This window comes from Marinobacter zhanjiangensis (assembly GCF_014651935.1).
In the GTDB taxonomy this organism is placed as follows: Bacteria; Pseudomonadota; Gammaproteobacteria; order Pseudomonadales; family Oleiphilaceae; genus Marinobacter; species Marinobacter zhanjiangensis.
In genome coordinates, this window is record NZ_BMXV01000003.1 from 14,846 (window position 1) to 31,715 (window position 16,870).

Below are 16,870 nucleotides of genomic sequence, written 5' to 3' on the forward strand. Positions count from 1 at the left end.
TGTTGGTTGTTATTGCGCTTCGTCCAGTTCGCGAACGCTGCCCTGGACCTGATAGGACTTGCCGCGAAACAGCGCGATAGTCTTGCCGTCCTGGTTGGTGATCTCGATGTCGTAGACGCCGGTGCGGCGGCCACGGGCGCGCTCGGTGGCAGTGGCGGTGAGCTTGTCGCCCAGTTGGCCGGCGGCCATGTACTCGATACTGCAGCCGGAGGCCACGGTGGCCTTGTCATAGGTATTGCAGGCAAAGGCAAAAGCGGAGTCGGCCAGCGTGAACAGGTAGCCGCCGTGGCAGTTGCCATGGCCCTGGATCATCCGGTCATCCACTGTCATGGCGAGGGTGGCGGTGCCTGGGGCGACGGCGATAATTTTCATGCCCAGGTTCTGGCTGGCCTGGTCGCGACTGAACATGGCATCGGCGCACTGCTCGGCGAGCACCTTGGGGTCGGGGTAGGTCATTGTTTTTGGCTCCCGGTCGTCAAAATAGGTATCTCGGTCACCGTCTCGCGGTGCCTTCGTATTCAGCGGCCTTTGAAGTGCGGCGTGCGCTTTTCCATAAAGGCGGCAACGCCTTCCCGGTAGTCCTCGCTCTGGCCGGCCTCTCGCTGGAGGTCACGCTCAAGCGTCAGCTGTTCGTCCTGGGTGTTGGTGGTGCTGGCATTGAGGGCCTGCTTGATCAGGGCCAGGCCGGCGGTAGGCTGAGATGCGAAATGTTCGGCCATCTTGCGAGTCTCTTCCGCCAGGGCATCGTCATCCACGCAGCGCCAGATCAGGCCCCAGGCTTCCGCCTGTTCTGCCCTGATCTTGTCCCCGAGCAGGGCCATGCCCTTGGCCCGGGCCATACCGGCCAGTCTTGGCAGAATCCAGGTTCCGCCTGAATCGGGTACCAGGCCGAGCTTGCAGAAAGCCTGCACGAAGCTGGCGGAGCGAGCGGCCAGCACAATGTCGCAGTTCAGCGCAATATTGGCGCCTGCACCGGCGGCTACTCCGTTGACCGCACAGATAACCGGCACGCGCAGGTCCCGCAGGGTGCGGATCAGCGGGTTGTACCAGGTCTCGATGGAGTAACCGAGATCGGGTGCGGCGTCGCCGGGAGCGACGTTGCGATCGCTCAGGTCCTGGCCGGCACAGAAGCCGCGGCCAGCACCGGTCAGTACCAGAACCCGGACCGAACTATCCTGGCTGACTTGATCCAGGGCGTTCCGCAAAGCCTCGTGCATGTCGGCGTTGAAGCTGTTGAGGCTGTCGGGGCGATTCAGGGTGATGGTGGCGACCCCCTGCTCGATGGCGACGAGGATGCTGTCTTGAGACATGATGTGCTCCGGTTGTTTTTATGGCCTGTTGGTGCGCGTACAGTCTGCTCAGTATAGGCACTTATTGACACTCGTCAATAATGCCAAAGTCGTTTTTTGTATCGCTTTGGGTCTTACGATGCGCCCTTGATAATTCGCTGGAATAAGCTGGAGTGGAATAAAAGTGTTTTCATGTCAATAGGTTGTCGTCGTTTCCGATGAGGTTTCAGGGGGTTGTGTTGCAATCGATGCGACACGAAAACCCTTTTATCTGGTCGCATTTTTGTTGAATGGGGCTGTCCGGTTGTCAGGAGTGTTTCCGGGCAGGTAACAGGAGCAGGGGCAGGGCTGCTATACTTTACACTTTGCCCGCGTTTCCCTGTTGGTTGTCAGGCCGGTTCTGGCCTTGTGACTGGAGTTATTTATGTCCAAAGAACACCTCGTTATTTTTGATACCACCCTGCGGGATGGCGAACAGAGCCCTGGCGCTACCATGTCCCGTGCCGAGAAGCTGCGTATTGCCAAGGCACTGGAAAAGTTGCGGGTGGATGTGATCGAGGCCGGCTTTGCCATTGCCAGCCAGGGTGACTTTGAGGCGGTAAAGGGCATTGCCGAGAATGTTCGCGAGTCCACCATCTGCAGCCTGGCCCGGGCCATGGATGCCGACATTGATCGCGCGGCGGAGGCGATTCGTCCTGCAGAGCGTCCCCGTATCCATACCTTTATCGCGACCTCTCCGATACACATGAAGCACAAGCTCATGATGGAACCCGACCAGGTTGTGGAGCAGGCCGTGCGCTCGGTAAAGCGGGCCCGCAACCATGTGGACGACGTGGAGTTTTCCTGTGAAGATGCTGGCCGCTCGGACCTGGATTTTCTCTGTCGCATCATTGAGCAGGCTATTGCCGCCGGAGCGGGCACTATCAATATTCCGGATACTGTCGGTTACGCCATACCCGAGCAGTTTGGCGAAACCATCTCCAGGATCATGAATCGGGTGCCGAACGCCGACAAGGCCGTCTTCTCGGTTCATTGTCACAATGATCTGGGGCTGGCTGTGGCGAATTCCCTGGCGGCCGTTGAGAACGGTGCGCGGCAGGTTGAGTGCACCATTAACGGTCTTGGTGAACGGGCAGGGAATGCGTCGCTGGAAGAGGTTGTGATGGCCGTTCGCACCCGCCAGGATCACTTCGGGGTGGATACCCGTATTGATACACAGCATATCGTGCCGGCGTCCCGTCTGGTGTCCACCATCACCGGTTTCCCCGTTCAGCCGAACAAGGCCATTGTCGGCGCCAATGCCTTTGCCCATGAATCCGGCATCCATCAGGATGGCGTGCTCAAGCATCGGGAAACCTACGAGATCATGCAGGCCCAGGATGTGGGCTGGCATACCAACAGTCTGGTTCTGGGCAAGCATTCCGGTCGCAACGCCTTCCGGTCGCGCCTGCTGGAGCTGGGTATCCAGTTTGAAACGGAAACCGAGCTGAACGAAGCTTTCACCCGCTTCAAGGCCCTGGCCGACCTGAAGCATGAGATTTTTGATGAAGATCTCCAGGCCATTGCCAGCGATACCCGTCAGACCGAGGAAGATGGCCGCTTCGGGCTTGTCTGCATGCAGGTCTGTTCGGAAACCGGTGTGATTCCCCGGGCCAGCGTCACCCTGCTGATGGATGACAAGGAACATAAGGTCGAGGCAGAAGGCAGTGGGCCCGTAGATGCGACATTCAAGGCCATTGAATCCCTGGTGGATTCCGGCTGCAACCTTCAGCTTTATTCGGTCAACGCCATTACCAGTGGCACCGATGCCCAGGGCGAGGTTACCGTGCGGCTCGAGCGGGGCGGTCGTATTGTCAATGGCGTCGGCTCTGACACGGATATTATCATTGCGTCCGCCAAGGCCTACATCGAGGCTCTGAACCTGATCAGTCGCGGCGGCGTACGCCAGCATCCGCAGGGAGCGGATGTCTGAGGAGTAGCCAATGAATGAGGCTCATCGTCAGTTTGTCATGGGGGTAGCCGGGGTCAGGCTCTGGTATGCCCGTGGGCCCCTGCCCGGGGCAGCCCCCAGCCCTGATTTCGATTTTGGCCAACCGGAGGTGCCCGGCGCTGCCTCCGGAGCAGTGGCAGAGCGGCCCACGGCCCCGACGCCCCGCTCGGCAGCCGGCGCTTCCCGTGAGGGTCTGGCGAGGCTGCAGGGGCTGCTCGCTGGTGGTACTACTGACTCTGATACTGAAACCCGTAAAAATGGGGCTGCCGGCAACGTGCATGCGGAGGGCCCGGGAGCGGTCCCGGCTACCCCGGAGTCGCCCCGGGTGCCGGATGAGCAAACGGAAGAGGGCTCGTTACCTGAAGCTCCACCTGTGGGGCAGGTTCACGATGCATTGTCCGGCAAGGCGGTTGGCTTTCACTGGCGTTTCTGGATCGGGGAGCAGTGGCTATTGATAAGCAGCTGCCCGGATACCGCCAGTCGGGGACTGGAAGACCGGCTCGCCGCCAATATCCTGCGCGCACTGGGCGACAGCGTTAACAGCGCGGAGGCGTTGCGCTGGCCGGTGTTCAGCAATCCTGCGGTACCGGGTAATGATGCAGCGGGCGCTGTGGAAGTGATATCGGCGATGGCGGAATCCGTAAAACGACCCAGCCAGCTGTGGCTTGGGCTGGAGCCCGGCAATATCGACGATGCGGATGAGGCCGCTTTGTGGCGGGATATATGTGCGCCCCTTGGTGAGGCAACGGTGTCCTTCCCGGTGGCCCTGGCGGCCTTGTCGTCGGATCCGGGGGCGAAGAAGGCACTCTGGCTGTCGCTGCGCCAAACCGGGCGATCGTGATGGCCGGGCCGGGCGTCTACAGGGCCGGACGGCCTGTGTACCCTGAGCAGGAACTGCGGGCCCTGTCCGAGAGCGACCTTCCGGATATTCTGGAGATCGAGCGTCTGAGCTATTCCTATCCATGGAGTGAGGGCGTATTCCGCGACACCTTCCGTTCTGGCTACGCAGTGCTGGGTCTGGTGCAGGGCAGTCGTCTAGAGGGCTACGGAGTGCTCGCCACCCTGTATGACGAAGCCCACCTGCTTAACCTGTGTATGCGCCCGGCAAGTCGTGGGCGTGGCCTGGCCCGCCAGTTGTTGCGGGCGTTGCTCAGGGGAGCCGTGTTGCAGGGAATGCAGCGCGTAGTGCTGGAGGTTCGCGTCAGCAACCGGGCCGCCCGGCGACTCTACGAGTCCGAGGGCTTTGAGTTGGTTGGTGAGCGCCCGGGTTACTATCCGGACGGTGTCAGCCCCGAGGATGCCCTGGTGATGGCCCTGGGGCTTGCCGGCCCTGCCAGTCCGGTCACCTGAGGTGTTTGTATCCTGGCGCGTGATCGGCGAAAATGCGCGCCTTTTGATCAGTGCCGGAATGTTCCGGCTCCCTTCCCAGAATGTCCTGATAACGCAAGTGTGAGGCTATGTCCGACAGTAAGATTGCCAGTGAAGTATCCAACCGGCGCACCTTTGCCATTATCTCGCACCCGGACGCCGGTAAGACCACCATTACTGAAAAGGTGCTGCTGTTCGGGCAGGCCATTCAGAAAGCGGGTACCGTCAAAGGCAAGAAATCTGGCCAGCATGCCAAGTCCGACTGGATGGAAATGGAGAAGGAGCGGGGCATTTCCGTCACCACCTCGGTGATGCAGTTCCCTTACGGTGGGCGGCTGGTCAACCTGCTGGATACACCGGGCCACGCGGACTTCTCCGAGGACACCTATCGCACACTGACCGCCGTGGACTCCTGCCTGATGGTGATTGATGCCGCCAAGGGTGTCGAGGAGCGAACCATCAAGCTGATGGAGGTTACCCGTCTGCGGGATACTCCTATCGTGACCTTCATGAACAAGCTGGACCGGGATGTCCGCGATCCGGTGGAACTCATGGATGAGGTGGAAGACGTACTCAAGATCGCCTGTGCGCCTGTCACCTGGCCGATCGGTATGGGCAAGAGTTTCAAGGGGGTCTACCACCTGCTGCGTGACGAGGTTGTTCTGTACCACACCGGCCAGGGGCACATGATCCAGGAGGAGCGGGTTATTTCCGGCATCGACAACCCTGAGCTGGATGAGGTTCTGGGCAGTTATGCCGGGGAACTGCGGGATGAGATCGATCTGGTCAAGGGGGCGTCCAACGAGTTTGACCACGAACTGTTCATGGCCGGCGAGCTGACACCGGTATTCTTCGGTACCGCGCTGGGCAACTTCGGTGTTGATCATATGCTCGACGGTCTCGTGGATTGGGCGCCATCACCCCTGCCCCGGGAAACCGACCGTCGCACCGTAGACCCCACTGAGGAAGGCTTTTCCGGTTTCGTATTCAAGATACAGGCAAACATGGATCCCCAGCACCGGGACCGGGTAGCCTTCCTGAGAATTGTTTCCGGCAAGTACAGTCAGGGCATGAAGGCGCGCCATGTGCGAATCGGCAAGGAGGTCCGTTTCGCTGACGCACTGACCTTTATGGCCGGCGACCGGGAGCATGCCGGCGAGGCGTTTGCCGGTGACATTATCGGCTTGCATAACCATGGCACCATCCAGCTCGGCGACACCTTCACCGCTGGCGAGGACATGAAGTTTACCGGTATTCCCAACTTTGCACCGGAACTGTTCCGTCGCATCCGTCTCAAGGATCCGCTCAAGACCAAGCAGCTCCAGAAGGGGTTGATCCAGTTGTCCGAGGAAGGGGCGGTGCAGTTGTTCCGGCCCATGCGTAATAATGATCTGATCGTGGGCGCTGTCGGTGTGCTGCAGTTCGACGTAGTCGTGAGTCGGCTCAAGAGCGAGTACAAGGTGGAGGCCATCTACGAGCCCATTAACGTGGCCACCGCCCGCTGGGTCACCTGTGACGACCCCCGCAAGCTGGACGAGTTCGAGCGCAAGGCCAGTGACAACCTGGCGCTGGACGGGGGCGACCGTCTGGCCTATATCGCGCCCACCATGGTGAACCTCCAGCTGGCCCAGGAGCGCCATCCGGATATCCAGTTCCACAAGACCCGGGAGCACTGAGGTCAGCCATACTGAAAAGGGGAGCTGATGATACGACTGGTGGATGCCCATTGCCATTTTGACTTTCCCGTTTTCAGGGACACCCGGAGCGAGGCGTGGCAGCGCGCCAGGCAGGCTGGTGTCGAGCGCCTGGTTATCCCCGGCGTTCGCCAGGCAGACTGGGAGCGGGTCATCCGGGTGGCAGCGGAATGTGAAGACTGGTGGTACTGCCTGGGGATCCATCCCTGGTTCGTGGGTGAGCATGACGATGGGTCGCTCAAAGCACTGGAATGCCGGTTGAGGCAGTTGGACCCGAGGTGTATTGCGCTTGGTGAATGCGGCCTGGACCGGCTTCATGGTGACCTTGAGCGGCAGCTGCCCTGGTTCGAGGCCCAGGTGGATATTGCCGCCGCGCTCGACATGCCCCTGATCATCCATTCCGTGCGTACTCACGACGAGGTGGCTGCTGTGTTGCGGCGCAAGCGACCGGATATTCCTGTATTGGTGCACGGCTTTTCCGGCAGCTATGAACAGGGCCGGGCTCTGGTGGATCTGGGGTGTTTTCTTGGTATCGGCGGGGTTATTACTCACGACCGTGCCCGCAAGACTCGCAGTGCCGTGTCCCGATTGCCGGTGGATCATCTGGTGCTGGAAACTGACGCTCCGGACATGCCGCCGGCAGGCGTGGCCAAGGGCGGGAACGAGCCCGCCAACCTTCGGAAAATACTGACCTCCCTTGCCGGGTTGCTTGGCCGGGGCGAAGAGGATCTGGCGGCGGCCCTGAGGCGCAATGTCGGCAGCCTGTACCGCTGGCCCGTCGATTGATGGAGTGCCGTTTAATACTTGGATTCAGTGGCAGGTTTGTATATAATCCGCGCCCTGGCTTTTCATGGCGATAATGTCGGCTCAGCCCCGAACGGCATTATCCCGGCCGGAAGCTCCTGGAGACTTTCCGGCCAACAGGTATAAAACCTCGCCTGGCGCTATTCCCACAGTGCCGGCATTGAGGTTTTTCAACGTTTATTTTTTGTAGCGTTCAAGGCGGATTCAATGAAGACTCTGAGTGCGAAACCAGAAACCGTAACGCGTGACTGGTACGTTGTAGACGCAGCCGGCAAGACGCTGGGTCGTCTGTCAACCGAGATCGCCCGTCGTCTGCGGGGCAAGCATAAGCCTGAGTATACCCCTCATGTCGACACCGGTGATTATATCGTGGTGATCAATGCCGGCCAGGTGCGGGTGAGTGGCAAAAAGGCCCATGACAAGATGTACTACAGCCATACCGGCTTCCCCGGTGGTATCAAGTCCATCAACTTCGAGAAGCTGATTGACAAGGCGCCCGAGCAGATCATCCAGAAGTCTGTGAAGGGTATGTTGCCGAAGGGTCCCCTCGGTCGCGCCATGTTCAAGAAGCTGAAAGTCTATGCCGGTGCTGAGCATCCTCATGCAGCCCAGCAGCCCAAAGAACTCGACATTTAACGGAAGGCGGATATGTCTGTAACACAAAATTACGGTACTGGTCGCCGCAAGAATTCCACGGCTCGCGTCTTTATCAAGCCGGGAAGCGGTAACATCACGATCAATGGTCGTACCATTGAGCAGTTCTTCGGTCGCGAGACCCTGCGGATGATCGTTCGTCAGCCGCTGGTTGTGGCCGAATCAACCGATCGCTTCGATATCCAGATCACGGTTGCCGGTGGCGGCACCAGTGGTCAGGCTGGTGCGATCCGTCACGGTCTTACCCGTGCATTGATGGACTATGACGAGACTCTGCGTCCGGCGCTGCGCAAGGCCGGCTACGTGACTCGCGATGCCCGTCAGGTTGAGCGGAAGAAAATCGGTCTGCGTAAAGCGCGCAAGCGTCCGCAGTACTCCAAGCGTTAAGTCCGGTTTCCGGATTTGGCAGCGAAAACCCGGCGTCATGCCGGGTTTTTTATTGCGCGGGCAAGGCCTTTGCCGAGTTGATCTGGGGCATGGTTTCGGGTCTGTTGGCGGGTTCCGTGCTTGTAAGGTGCTGGCAATTTCATTACCATTTGTGCGCTTATAATCTTGGGTTGTGAAGTCCTTTTTCAATGTGTGAGCGGCCTGAAAGGCGGTAATCGCATTGCCTGATGGGAGAAAACCATAATGAACAAAGGCGACGTTAGCCAGGGCCGACGCCGGTTTCTGATCGGCGCAACTTCCGTGGTTGGGGGTATCGGCGTCGTCGGTGCGGCTGTTCCTTTTGTGGCATCCTGGAATCCCAGTGCCAAAGCGGAAGCAGCAGGTGCACCGGTCACCGTCAATGTCAGCAAACTTGAGCCGGGTCAGCAGATGACTGTTGAGTGGCGCGGTAAGCCCGTCTGGGTTGTGCGCCGCACCGACGAAATGGTCGAGCGGATTCAGGAAATGAGCGACCGGGTAAAGGATCCGCTGTCAAAGGAGGCCTCACAGCCGGCGTACATCGACGGCCCGCTCCGGTCCCTGAATGACCCTTACTCGGTTCTGATCGGTATCTGTACACATCTGGGGTGTTCGCCCCAGTACCGGCCGGAAGTTGCTCCGGCGGATCTGGGTGAGGACTGGCTGGGCGGTTATTATTGCGCTTGCCACGGCTCCAAGTACGATCTTGCTGGTCGGGTTTATCCGAATCAGCCGGCACCGACGAATCTGGTGATACCGCCCCATCGTTACGACGATGAGTTTACCTTGACCGTCGGTCTTGATCCTGAGGGGGCTGCGTAATGAACAAGCTGATCAATTGGGTTGACGAGCGCCTGCCAATTGTCGAGGCGTGGAACAAGCACCTTGCCAAGTACTATGCGCCCAAGAACTTCAATATCTGGTATTTCTTTGGCTCCCTCGCCATGCTGGTGCTGGTCAATCAGCTGGTTACCGGGATCTGGCTGACCATGAGCTACAACCCTTCGGCGGAAGGCGCCTTTGCGTCGGTCGAATACATCATGCGTGATGTCGAGTGGGGCTGGCTGCTTCGCTACCTGCACTCCACCGGCGCCTCGGCCTTCTTCGTGGTGGTCTACCTCCACATGTTCCGTGGTCTCATGTACGGCTCCTATCAGAAGCCCCGGGAGTTGATCTGGATCTTCGGTATGCTGATCTACCTGGTGCTGATGGCGGAAGCCTTCATGGGCTACCTGCTGCCCTGGGGGCAGATGTCCTACTGGGGGGCCCAGGTTATCGTCAACCTGTTTGGCGCCATTCCGGTGATCGGGGAGGACTTGTCCCTGTGGATCCGTGGTGACTACCTGATTTCCGGTATTACACTGAACCGGTTCTTCGCCTTACACGTGGTGGCGTTGCCCATTGTTCTGCTCGGCCTGGTCGTGCTGCACATTCTGGCGTTGCATGAAGTGGGGTCGAACAACCCCGACGGCATTGATATCAAGAAGAACAAGGACGAGAACGGAGTCCCCAAAGATGGCATCCCGTTCCATCCTTACTACACCGTTCACGACCTGATGGGCGTGGCTGTATTCTTCTTCGTGTTCTTCGTGGTTCTGTTCTTCTTCCCGGAAATGGGCGGGCTCTTCCTCGAAAAGCCGAACTTCCAGCCGGCCAACCCACTGCAGACGCCGGATCACATAGCACCGGTCTGGTATTTCACGCCCTTCTACGCCATGTTGCGGGCGGTGACCGTGGACCTGTTCGGCCTTGATGCCAAGTTCTGGGGTGTCGTGGTGATGGGGGCTGCTATCGCGATCCTGTTCGTGCTGCCCTGGCTGGACCGCAGCCCCGTGCGATCCATCCGTTACAAGGGTTGGCTGAGCAAGATTGCCCTGGCGATTTTTGCGATCAGTTTCGTGATCCTCGGTTACCTGGGTATTGTGCCCGCAACCGCAGGTCGCACCCTGGTGGCTCAGATCCTGACCACGTTCTACTTCCTGTATTTCATTCTCATGCCGTTCTATACACGCATGGAAAAAACCAAGCCAGTACCAGAGAGGGTGACAGGATGAAAAAACTGATTCTGGGTCTTTTCATGACAGTCCTGCCAGCTCTGTCGCTGGCTGCGGCCCCCGGCGGGGCTCTGGACACCATGACGGCGGACCACACTAACAAGGCTTCTCTGCAGCGCGGCGCGGCAACCTTCATGAACTATTGCGCGGGTTGTCACTCCCTCGAGTACGCCCGTTACAAGCGGGTTGCCGAAGACCTGGAGATCCCTGACGAACTGTTCAAGGAAAACCTGATTTTCACGGGTGCGAAAATCGGCGAGCTGATCGAAATCGGTATGGACAAGGATCAGGCAGCCGACTGGTTCGGTAATGCTCCGCCTGATCTGACGCTGGTATCCCGTGTGCGGGGAGAGGACTGGTTGTATTCCTACTTCCGGGCCTTCTACAAGGACGAGAGTCGTCCTCTCGGGGTCAACAATGCTGTGTTCGCGAATGTGGGCATGCCCCATGCGCTGATCGATCTGCAGGGCCTTTGCGCCGTACCGCCCAAGATCGGTTCGAACCCCAGTGTTGACCCGCTCAGTGGCAACGTTCGTGGTGCCGACATCTGCGAAGAGTGGGCCGTGGAAGGTTCGATGGAACCGGCCGAGTTCAACCGGGCCATGTATGACCTGACCAACTTCCTCTCTTATATGGGCGATCCGATCAAGGTCGAGCGCGAGCGCCTGGGTATCCTGGTTCTGATCTTTGTGGCGGTGTTTTTTATCTTCGCCTATCTGCTGAACCGTGAGTACTGGAAAGACGTGCACTGACGTTTTAGCGTATACTTTACGCTGACAAGATCCAGCGGGCCTCTTGTATGGCCCGCTGGTTTTTTGCGTTCAGCAGTAGCTACCTGTCTTATTATCTTGGAGTCGTTCTATGGGCGTTGTGACCAAGAGGTCATCAATGACGTTTTTCTCGGACCCTACCAGCCATTACAGCCACCGGGTTCGTATAGTGCTTGCGGAAAAGGGTGTCACCGTCGACGTGGTGGATGTTGATCCGGATAATCCGCCGTCGGAACTCGCCGACCTGAATCCGTACAATGCCCTGCCGACCCTGGTGGACCGTGATCTGGTGCTCTACGAGCCCAATATCATGATGGAATACCTGGACGAGCGGTTCCCTCATCCGCCGCTGCTGCCGGTTTACCCGGTGGCACGAGCCAACAGCCGGTTGATGATTCACCGCATCCAGAAAGACTGGTGCGGGCTGGTGGATCAGATTCTTGACGATCCTTCCGCAAAATCCTCCGATGCTGCCCGAAAAGAGCTGCGTGAGAGCCTGCAGGCGACTGCACCCCTGTTTGGTGAGATGCCGTTCTTCCTCTCGGAGGAGTTCACCATTGTGGATTGTTGCATTGCCCCGATCCTCTGGCGGCTGCCGTCACTGGGTATTGAGCTGGATGCCAAGCAGGCGAAGCCAATCACCAGGTACATGGAGCGTATCTTCGGTCGTGAAGGTTTCAAGGCAAGCCTGTCCGACCTGGAAGAAGACATTCGCAGTTAATCAATGGGCGCGCCGCTCGGACGGTGCAGCCCGTAGTGCCAGGAGAGCAACGTGTCTGAACACAAGGTGACAATGACTTCCAGTCGCCCCTATCTGGTGCGGGCCTTTAACGACTGGATTCTGGACAACCACTGCACACCCCACATCGTAGTGGATGCCAGTATCCAGGGGGTGCAGGTTCCGGCCGACCATGTCGCCAATGGGCAGATTGTGCTTAATATCAGCCCGTCCGCCGTGAAAGCGCTTGCTGTCGGAGACGAGGCGCTGGAGTTCAGCGCCCGCTTTGGAGGCGTACCCATGCAGGTTTACATACCCCTGCAGGCGGTAATGGCGATTTATGCCCGGGAAAATGGCGAGGGCATGGTATTCGGCAGCGAGCCGGGGTCCCCGGATCCGGACGGGGGCAAGCCCCGCGAATCTGACGGGGAAGAGAAAGACGACGCCAGTCGCCCCAGCGGTCGCCCGAGCCTCAAGGTAGTCAAGTAAGCGATCCTTAAGCTGGCCAGAGGTGCTCTGGTCAGCCTCTTTATTCTGCCCCTCTTTTCCCCCTGACTAACCACCAAACAGGTTCTGCTCCACCAGCCTGCACAGGGTATTGGCAATCAGCATCATGATGGGTGTGGCCGCCACCGGATCCAGGTCGTTCAGCGTGATCTCCAGGTCCTGGGGCTGAAGCAGTGAGCTGATATCGGTTTTTTCCCGGGCGCTGATGACCATCACGTTGATATCGCGGTCATGGGCGGCCTGGATGGCCTGGATCAGGTTGGCCTTGTGGCCATCGTCCACGAATACCACCAGGATATCGCCGGGCTTCCCGATGGCAGTTACTTGCCGGGCGAAGGTTTCGTTGAACCTGTTGTCCCGGCAGATGGCCGAGTATGTGGTGGCGTCGGCGCCCAGGTTTATGGCCGGCAGTCCCGGCCTGTCGTGGCCCAGCCTTCCCAATAATGCGGTACAGAAATACTGGGCAATGGTGTTGGCGTTGCCGTTGGCACAGGCCAGGATCTTGCCATCACCAAGCAGCGCGTTTACCAGGGCGTCGGCGACGTCCGGGATCAGCGGTGCGGCCTGGCTGGCGGCCATCGCCGTTTGTTCCATGTGGTCAGCAAACCACTGGCTGACACTGTCTTCGCTACTGCTCATGGTTGGTGCCCCGTCACTGGCATCCCTTAGGGATACTAGGCCTGAATGGCATTCCTGATCCAGTGAATCTTGTACTTGTGGGTATCGCCTGGTGCGATGGCGATTACGTCAATTCTGCAGTCATGGTTCCACAGCCCGTGGCGATGCAGGTACCAGGACGCAGCCCGCAGCACTCGTTGCTGCTTGCGCCACCCTATGGAACCCGCGCCATCCGTCAGTCCGCCCTGTTTCCGGTACCGTACCTCGAAGAAGACCAGTGTCTGTCCGTCCCGGCCGATCAGGTCAATTTCGCCACCACGACTGAACACATTGCGGTCGATGATGGTCACGCCCCGGCTGGCGAGATAGCGGGCAGCGACCCCTTCAGCGTGGTCACCCTGTTGTTTGCGGGTAGTGGTCGCGGGGGGCCGGTGTTCATTGCCTTCCCTGGCGGTCATGTCAGTCTATGGCGTCTTCCGACGCTTCCTCCTGGTCGGTTTCCCGGGTTTCTTCTTCCTGTTCAAAGGCAATCACCGGCACGCCCTCCTCGAACACGCCCCACATCTGGGTGCGGCGTACCCGGTTATTGGCGTCAAGCCACAGGTCGCCGGTATGGCCGGTCACCCGGCGATCATTCACGTGCTGCATAAGGGGCAGGTTGATGCTCAGGGTCCAGGCATCGGCCCCCATGGCGAACAGGCGTCCCAAGGGGCCGTCCAGATTGTCGAATTCCTCATAGGCCTGCTGCCGGAATTCAGTTTCACGGTCGAGAATCCAGGGCAGGTCGGTGAAATAGACGCCATCCAGATCCCGGTCACGGGAGGGTTCGGGCCGACCGCTGTAAACAATGGAAGGTGAGAACACTGGCACGTCGTTAGCGTAGTAGAAGGAAAACAGCGGCCTGAACTGACGGGCAATTCTGGGCTCGGCCACCATGATAATCGCTTCGGCATCCTGGCGTCGCCGAGCCTCGAACTCCACGTTCAGGCCCATGGTTCGTTCCAGTTCAATGGCCCGCTCCCGGCTGATGTTGATGCCCAGCAACTCGGCGCTGACATCCCGGAAGTTATCCTCTTCAGCGTAGCGCTCCATGTCCAGGATGACACCGCCCAGCTCGTCCATCCGCTTTTCAAGGGCATCGGCTATACGGTCGCCCCAGTCGCCGCGGGGAATCAGCACCAGGGCGTGAGAGAGGCCTTCGCCGACAATTCGCTCGGCAATCTGACGGGCTTCATCCTCAACAGACAGCCCGAACTGGAACAGTTGTGCCGGCGCCGGTTGCTCCTGTTCAGGCGCATAGTTCAGGGCGAGCACCGGGACCGGCAGGTCGTTACGGCTGGCCAGTGCAGCCACCTGGTCTTTGGACAGGGGGCCAACGATCAGGTCCGGGTTGCTGGCGAGGATGTCTGGCATCATCTCTTCGAAGCTGCGTCCATTGGTATCAACAATGGAAACGGTGGTGTTTGACGGCGACGCCTGTTCCGGTGGTTCGATATCAGTTGCCTGGTCGGTGCCGGATTCCGGCCCGGCTGACTGCATGCTGCCTGCCTCCTGGGCAGCGGCATAGTAGGCGGCCAGGAAGCCTTCCCGGACCATGTTGCCGGCGGCCGACAGCGGGCCGGACAGCGGCAGCGCCAGGGTGATGCGTTCCGGGCGCTCCTCGAGGACTCGTGTCAGCAGGGCCAGTTCACTGGGTACGGCTTCGGTCCCCGGGTGGCCTATCCAGTTGAAGCGCCAGTTGCGCACGGCGTTGCCCTGAGCTTCAAGGCTCATGTCCGGTTGACGCAAGGTAGCGGCAAGCTCGTACCAGCCCTGGCTCTCGAAACCAATCGCAGAGGTGGCAGCCTGCTCAAGGGCTGCGTCCGGGGTTTCCTTGAGGGCCTGCCAGATTCGGTCATTCTGTTGTTGACGATTGTACCCCAGCAACTCGGGCTGCACGCCCATCAGAAACTGTGCGGTCTTCAGCGGGGCATCGGCCAGTGCATAGGTCCGCTCCTGGAGGCGAGCGGCCGTCGACTGCAGGTCTTCAGGATATTGCTGGTATTGTGAGGGTGCCAGGGTTGCTGCCAGTTCGTCCGCCCAGTCGCGGTCTTCAAGCGCTACCGTACTGTCCATGCTGAGCAGCAGGTACTGATCATTGATTTCCTCTGCCGGCTCTTCAAAGGCTGCGCTGCGTAATATCTTGCGGGCATGGTCATGCTGGTCGCTTTCCTGAAAAGTGGTAGCCGAGCGCAGCAGGAAGCGCTGGCTCTCCACGCCCGCGGACAGCTCACTCGCGGCTGACAGGGCATCGCTGGCAGACTCGATGGAGTCGCTCTGCAATTGTATCGGGGTGCAGCCGCTGGCCAGCACGGCAATCAGTGTGGATGCCATGGCGAAGTGGCGCAGGTTTGTCAGATGACAACGCATATAAGGCAGGGCTCCTTGAGGTACCGGCACGGGGCCGGCATAGTGTCTCTCTGTACGGAGTCTCTGGGGCATTCCGGGCGTCGTCTGGCGTCCAGGCGGATCGCAGGATTGACTCAGACACTCCTCAAATGGTGTCAGGGGCTGCAAGTTTACCAGCTTGGCGGCTATTTCACAGGTTAGCAGTGGGGATTTCGGGTTGGAATCAGATAACGCGTCCGCAGCGTCTGTCGGAACACTCTTTATCGTTGCCACGCCGATTGGCAACCTTGATGACCTCTCTCGTCGCGCCGAGCAGGTACTGGCAGGGGTCGATCTGGTGGCGGCGGAGGATACACGGCACAGTGGCCGTCTGTTGCAGCATCTGGCTATCAACAAGCCGATGTGGGCGCTGCATGACCATAATGAAAGAGAGCGCGCGTCGTCACTGCTCGATCGTATCGAGCGTGGCGAGTCGGTTGCCCTGATCTCCGATGCCGGTACACCGCTGATCTCCGACCCAGGTTATGTGCTGGTTAAGGCGGCCAGGCAGCGGGGTATCGTGGTGACACCGATACCGGGCGCCTGCGCCATGGTGGCGGCCCTCAGTGCTGCCGGTCTGCCAACGGATCGGTTTCTGTTCGAAGGATTCCTGCCGGCAAAGGCAGTCGGTCGGCGCAAGGCGCTGCAGGTTCTGTCCCGGGAAACGGCGACTCTCATCTTCTACGAGTCACCTCGCCGTATCCAGGGGATGATGGCCGATGTGGTGAGTGTGTTTGGCGGCGAGCGTGAGGTGGTGCTGGCCCGGGAGCTGACCAAGACCTTCGAGACTTTCTATTCCGGGGCGGCCTCCGGAGTGCTGGCGCAGCTGGAAGAGGACCCGAACGCGGGCAAGGGTGAGTACGTGGTCATGGTAGCGGGTGCGCAGATCGGGGCGGGTGAGGGCGCCTCTGTGGATGCAGATCAGGTGCTTGCTCTGCTGCTGCCTGAGCTGCCGGTGAAAAAGGCGGCAAAGATTGCCGCCGAGCTGACAGGCCGCTCCCGCAATGAACTTTACCAGCGCGCCCTGGAACTCCGTGAATCCCGATAAAGGCCTTGCGCGTGCTGCGGTGCGGGAGTATTGTCTCGCCTGAGCTCGCCAGACAGTCGCCGCCGGCCATGCCGGGGGAGGAAAGTCCGGGCTCCGCAGGGCAAGGTGCCAGGTAACGCCTGGGCGGCGCGAGCCGACGGAAAGTGCAACAGAAAGCAGACCGCCTAAGCGCCTCAGGGCGCCGGTAAGGGTGAAACGGTGCGGTAAGAGCGCACCGCGTGGCTGGCAACAGACCACGGCGATGGTAAACCCCACCTGGAGCAAGACCAAATAGGAGTCCTATGGCGTGGCCCGCGCTGGACTCGGGTAGGTCGCTTGAGGCCTGTGGTAACGCAGGCCCTAGATGAATGACTGTCCTAGACAGAACCCGGCTTATCGGCGAGCTCACCTTCCTTTATTTGCCTGTTGTCGCCACCTGTTTGTTAATTTGTGAAACAGGTGGCTTGGCGACAGGTTCCGATATAGCGAAAAAATCTTAGACTTCGTTCACTTTCTTCGAAAGTTTCTGCAGGCATTTGATTTGC

18 protein-coding genes and 1 other RNA gene are annotated in these 16,870 nt (G+C 59.5%); 14 read left to right on the plus strand and 5 right to left on the minus strand.

Annotation, left to right across the window (positions count from 1 at the left end; all coding sequences use genetic code 11):
- Positions 1–9: 9 nt before the first annotated feature.
- Both paaI and paaG read right to left on the minus strand, forming a co-directional pair.
- Entirely contained in the window at positions 10–456 is a 447-nt protein-coding gene (gene paaI, locus IE079_RS06700) for a hydroxyphenylacetyl-CoA thioesterase PaaI (RefSeq protein ID WP_189574760.1), read from the minus strand.
- Between the two features lie 62 nt (positions 457–518).
- Positions 519–1,310: a 2-(1,2-epoxy-1,2-dihydrophenyl)acetyl-CoA isomerase PaaG gene (paaG, locus tag IE079_RS06705; RefSeq protein WP_189574763.1), complete on the minus strand. Its 792-nt coding sequence runs from the start codon at positions 1,308–1,310 to the stop codon at positions 519–521.
- Positions 1,311–1,713: 403 nt separating this feature from the next.
- Here paaG and IE079_RS06710 point away from each other — a divergent pair, with 403 nt between their 5' ends.
- From IE079_RS06710 to IE079_RS06765, 12 genes are all read left to right on the plus strand, one after another.
- Positions 1,714–3,261, plus strand: a complete 1,548-nt coding sequence (locus IE079_RS06710; protein WP_189574766.1) for a 2-isopropylmalate synthase — start codon at positions 1,714–1,716, stop codon at positions 3,259–3,261.
- 10 nt (positions 3,262–3,271) lie between these two features.
- Positions 3,272–4,120, plus strand: a complete 849-nt coding sequence (locus IE079_RS06715; protein ID WP_189574769.1) for a hypothetical protein — start codon at positions 3,272–3,274, stop codon at positions 4,118–4,120.
- Positions 4,121–4,155: 35 nt separating this feature from the next.
- Positions 4,156–4,629: a ribosomal protein S18-alanine N-acetyltransferase gene (rimI, locus tag IE079_RS06720; protein ID WP_227712362.1), complete on the plus strand. Its 474-nt coding sequence runs from the start codon at positions 4,156–4,158 to the stop codon at positions 4,627–4,629.
- Between the two features lie 107 nt (positions 4,630–4,736).
- Entirely contained in the window at positions 4,737–6,323 is a 1,587-nt protein-coding gene (prfC, locus tag IE079_RS06725) for a peptide chain release factor 3 (protein WP_189574775.1), read from the plus strand.
- A gap of 27 nt (positions 6,324–6,350) precedes the next feature.
- Positions 6,351–7,127 (plus strand): TatD family hydrolase, encoded by a 777-nt coding sequence (locus IE079_RS06730; protein WP_227712363.1) that lies wholly within the window; start codon positions 6,351–6,353, stop codon positions 7,125–7,127.
- A 225-nt stretch (positions 7,128–7,352) separates the two neighbouring features.
- On the plus strand, positions 7,353–7,781 hold the full coding sequence (gene rplM, locus IE079_RS06735; protein WP_189574778.1) for a 50S ribosomal protein L13: 429 nt from the start codon (positions 7,353–7,355) through the stop codon (positions 7,779–7,781).
- 12 nt (positions 7,782–7,793) lie between these two features.
- Complete coding sequence (gene rpsI, locus IE079_RS06740) at positions 7,794–8,186, plus strand: 30S ribosomal protein S9 (protein ID WP_189574781.1); 393 nt, start codon at positions 7,794–7,796, stop codon at positions 8,184–8,186.
- Positions 8,187–8,429: 243 nt separating this feature from the next.
- Positions 8,430–9,026, plus strand: a complete 597-nt coding sequence (gene petA / locus IE079_RS06745) for a ubiquinol-cytochrome c reductase iron-sulfur subunit (RefSeq protein ID WP_189574784.1) — start codon at positions 8,430–8,432, stop codon at positions 9,024–9,026.
- Positions 9,026–10,258, plus strand: a complete 1,233-nt coding sequence (locus tag IE079_RS06750; RefSeq protein WP_189574787.1) for a cytochrome b — start codon at positions 9,026–9,028, stop codon at positions 10,256–10,258. Before petA ends, IE079_RS06750 begins: the two co-directional genes overlap by 1 nt.
- On the plus strand, positions 10,255–11,010 hold the full coding sequence (locus IE079_RS06755) for a cytochrome c1 (RefSeq protein WP_189574790.1): 756 nt from the start codon (positions 10,255–10,257) through the stop codon (positions 11,008–11,010). The genes IE079_RS06750 and IE079_RS06755 overlap by 4 nt, the downstream gene beginning before the upstream one ends.
- Before the next feature lie 109 nt (positions 11,011–11,119).
- Complete coding sequence (locus IE079_RS06760; RefSeq protein WP_189574792.1) at positions 11,120–11,749, plus strand: glutathione S-transferase N-terminal domain-containing protein; 630 nt, start codon at positions 11,120–11,122, stop codon at positions 11,747–11,749.
- 72 nt (positions 11,750–11,821) lie between these two features.
- A complete protein-coding gene (locus tag IE079_RS06765; protein ID WP_227712405.1) occupies positions 11,822–12,235 on the plus strand; it encodes a ClpXP protease specificity-enhancing factor in 414 nt (137 codons plus the stop codon).
- Positions 12,236–12,301: 66 nt separating this feature from the next.
- Here the strand turns inward: IE079_RS06765 and IE079_RS06770 are convergent, their stop codons facing one another.
- The 3 genes from IE079_RS06770 to IE079_RS06780 are packed head-to-tail and all read right to left on the minus strand — an operon-like array spanning position 12,302 to position 15,280.
- Positions 12,302–12,892 (minus strand): D-sedoheptulose-7-phosphate isomerase, encoded by a 591-nt coding sequence (locus tag IE079_RS06770; RefSeq protein ID WP_189574796.1) that lies wholly within the window; start codon positions 12,890–12,892, stop codon positions 12,302–12,304.
- A 35-nt stretch (positions 12,893–12,927) separates the two neighbouring features.
- Entirely contained in the window at positions 12,928–13,329 is a 402-nt protein-coding gene (locus tag IE079_RS06775) for a YraN family protein (protein ID WP_189574799.1), read from the minus strand.
- Between the two features lies 1 nt (position 13,330).
- Positions 13,331–15,280 (minus strand): penicillin-binding protein activator, encoded by a 1,950-nt coding sequence (locus tag IE079_RS06780; protein ID WP_189574801.1) that lies wholly within the window; start codon positions 15,278–15,280, stop codon positions 13,331–13,333.
- Between the two features lie 196 nt (positions 15,281–15,476).
- On the opposite strand from IE079_RS06780, the gene rsmI reads away from it, so the two are divergent.
- Together rsmI and rnpB are read left to right on the plus strand one after the other, a co-directional pair.
- The gene (rsmI, locus tag IE079_RS06785; RefSeq protein WP_189574803.1) at positions 15,477–16,346 is read left to right on the plus strand and encodes a 16S rRNA (cytidine(1402)-2'-O)-methyltransferase; all 870 of its coding nucleotides are present in this window, start codon (positions 15,477–15,479) and stop codon (positions 16,344–16,346) included.
- 40 nt (positions 16,347–16,386) lie between these two features.
- Positions 16,387–16,737: RNase P RNA component class A (gene rnpB / locus IE079_RS06790), an RNA gene on the plus strand.
- Positions 16,738–16,870: the final 133 nt, after the last annotated feature.

Coding starts and splice junctions, on each gene's coding strand:
- IE079_RS06780 (WP_189574801.1), bottom strand. CDS start 15,280: ATGCGTTGTCATCTGACAAACCTGCGCCACTTCGCCATGGCATCCACA.
- IE079_RS06770 (WP_189574796.1), bottom strand. CDS start 12,892: ATGAGCAGTAGCGAAGACAGTGTCAGCCAGTGGTTTGCTGACCACATG.
- IE079_RS06750 (WP_189574787.1), top strand. CDS start 9,026: ATGAACAAGCTGATCAATTGGGTTGACGAGCGCCTGCCAATTGTCGAG.
- IE079_RS06715 (WP_189574769.1), top strand. CDS start 3,272: ATGAATGAGGCTCATCGTCAGTTTGTCATGGGGGTAGCCGGGGTCAGG.
- IE079_RS06730 (WP_227712363.1), top strand. CDS start 6,351: ATGATACGACTGGTGGATGCCCATTGCCATTTTGACTTTCCCGTTTTC.
- paaI (WP_189574760.1), bottom strand. CDS start 456: ATGACCTACCCCGACCCCAAGGTGCTCGCCGAGCAGTGCGCCGATGCC.
- IE079_RS06755 (WP_189574790.1), top strand. CDS start 10,255: ATGAAAAAACTGATTCTGGGTCTTTTCATGACAGTCCTGCCAGCTCTG.
- rplM (WP_189574778.1), top strand. CDS start 7,353: ATGAAGACTCTGAGTGCGAAACCAGAAACCGTAACGCGTGACTGGTAC.
- prfC (WP_189574775.1), top strand. CDS start 4,737: ATGTCCGACAGTAAGATTGCCAGTGAAGTATCCAACCGGCGCACCTTT.
- petA (WP_189574784.1), top strand. CDS start 8,430: ATGAACAAAGGCGACGTTAGCCAGGGCCGACGCCGGTTTCTGATCGGC.
- IE079_RS06765 (WP_227712405.1), top strand. CDS start 11,822: ATGACTTCCAGTCGCCCCTATCTGGTGCGGGCCTTTAACGACTGGATT.
- IE079_RS06710 (WP_189574766.1), top strand. CDS start 1,714: ATGTCCAAAGAACACCTCGTTATTTTTGATACCACCCTGCGGGATGGC.
- paaG (WP_189574763.1), bottom strand. CDS start 1,310: ATGTCTCAAGACAGCATCCTCGTCGCCATCGAGCAGGGGGTCGCCACC.
- rpsI (WP_189574781.1), top strand. CDS start 7,794: ATGTCTGTAACACAAAATTACGGTACTGGTCGCCGCAAGAATTCCACG.
- IE079_RS06775 (WP_189574799.1), bottom strand. CDS start 13,329: ATGACCGCCAGGGAAGGCAATGAACACCGGCCCCCCGCGACCACTACC.
- IE079_RS06760 (WP_189574792.1), top strand. CDS start 11,120: ATGGGCGTTGTGACCAAGAGGTCATCAATGACGTTTTTCTCGGACCCT.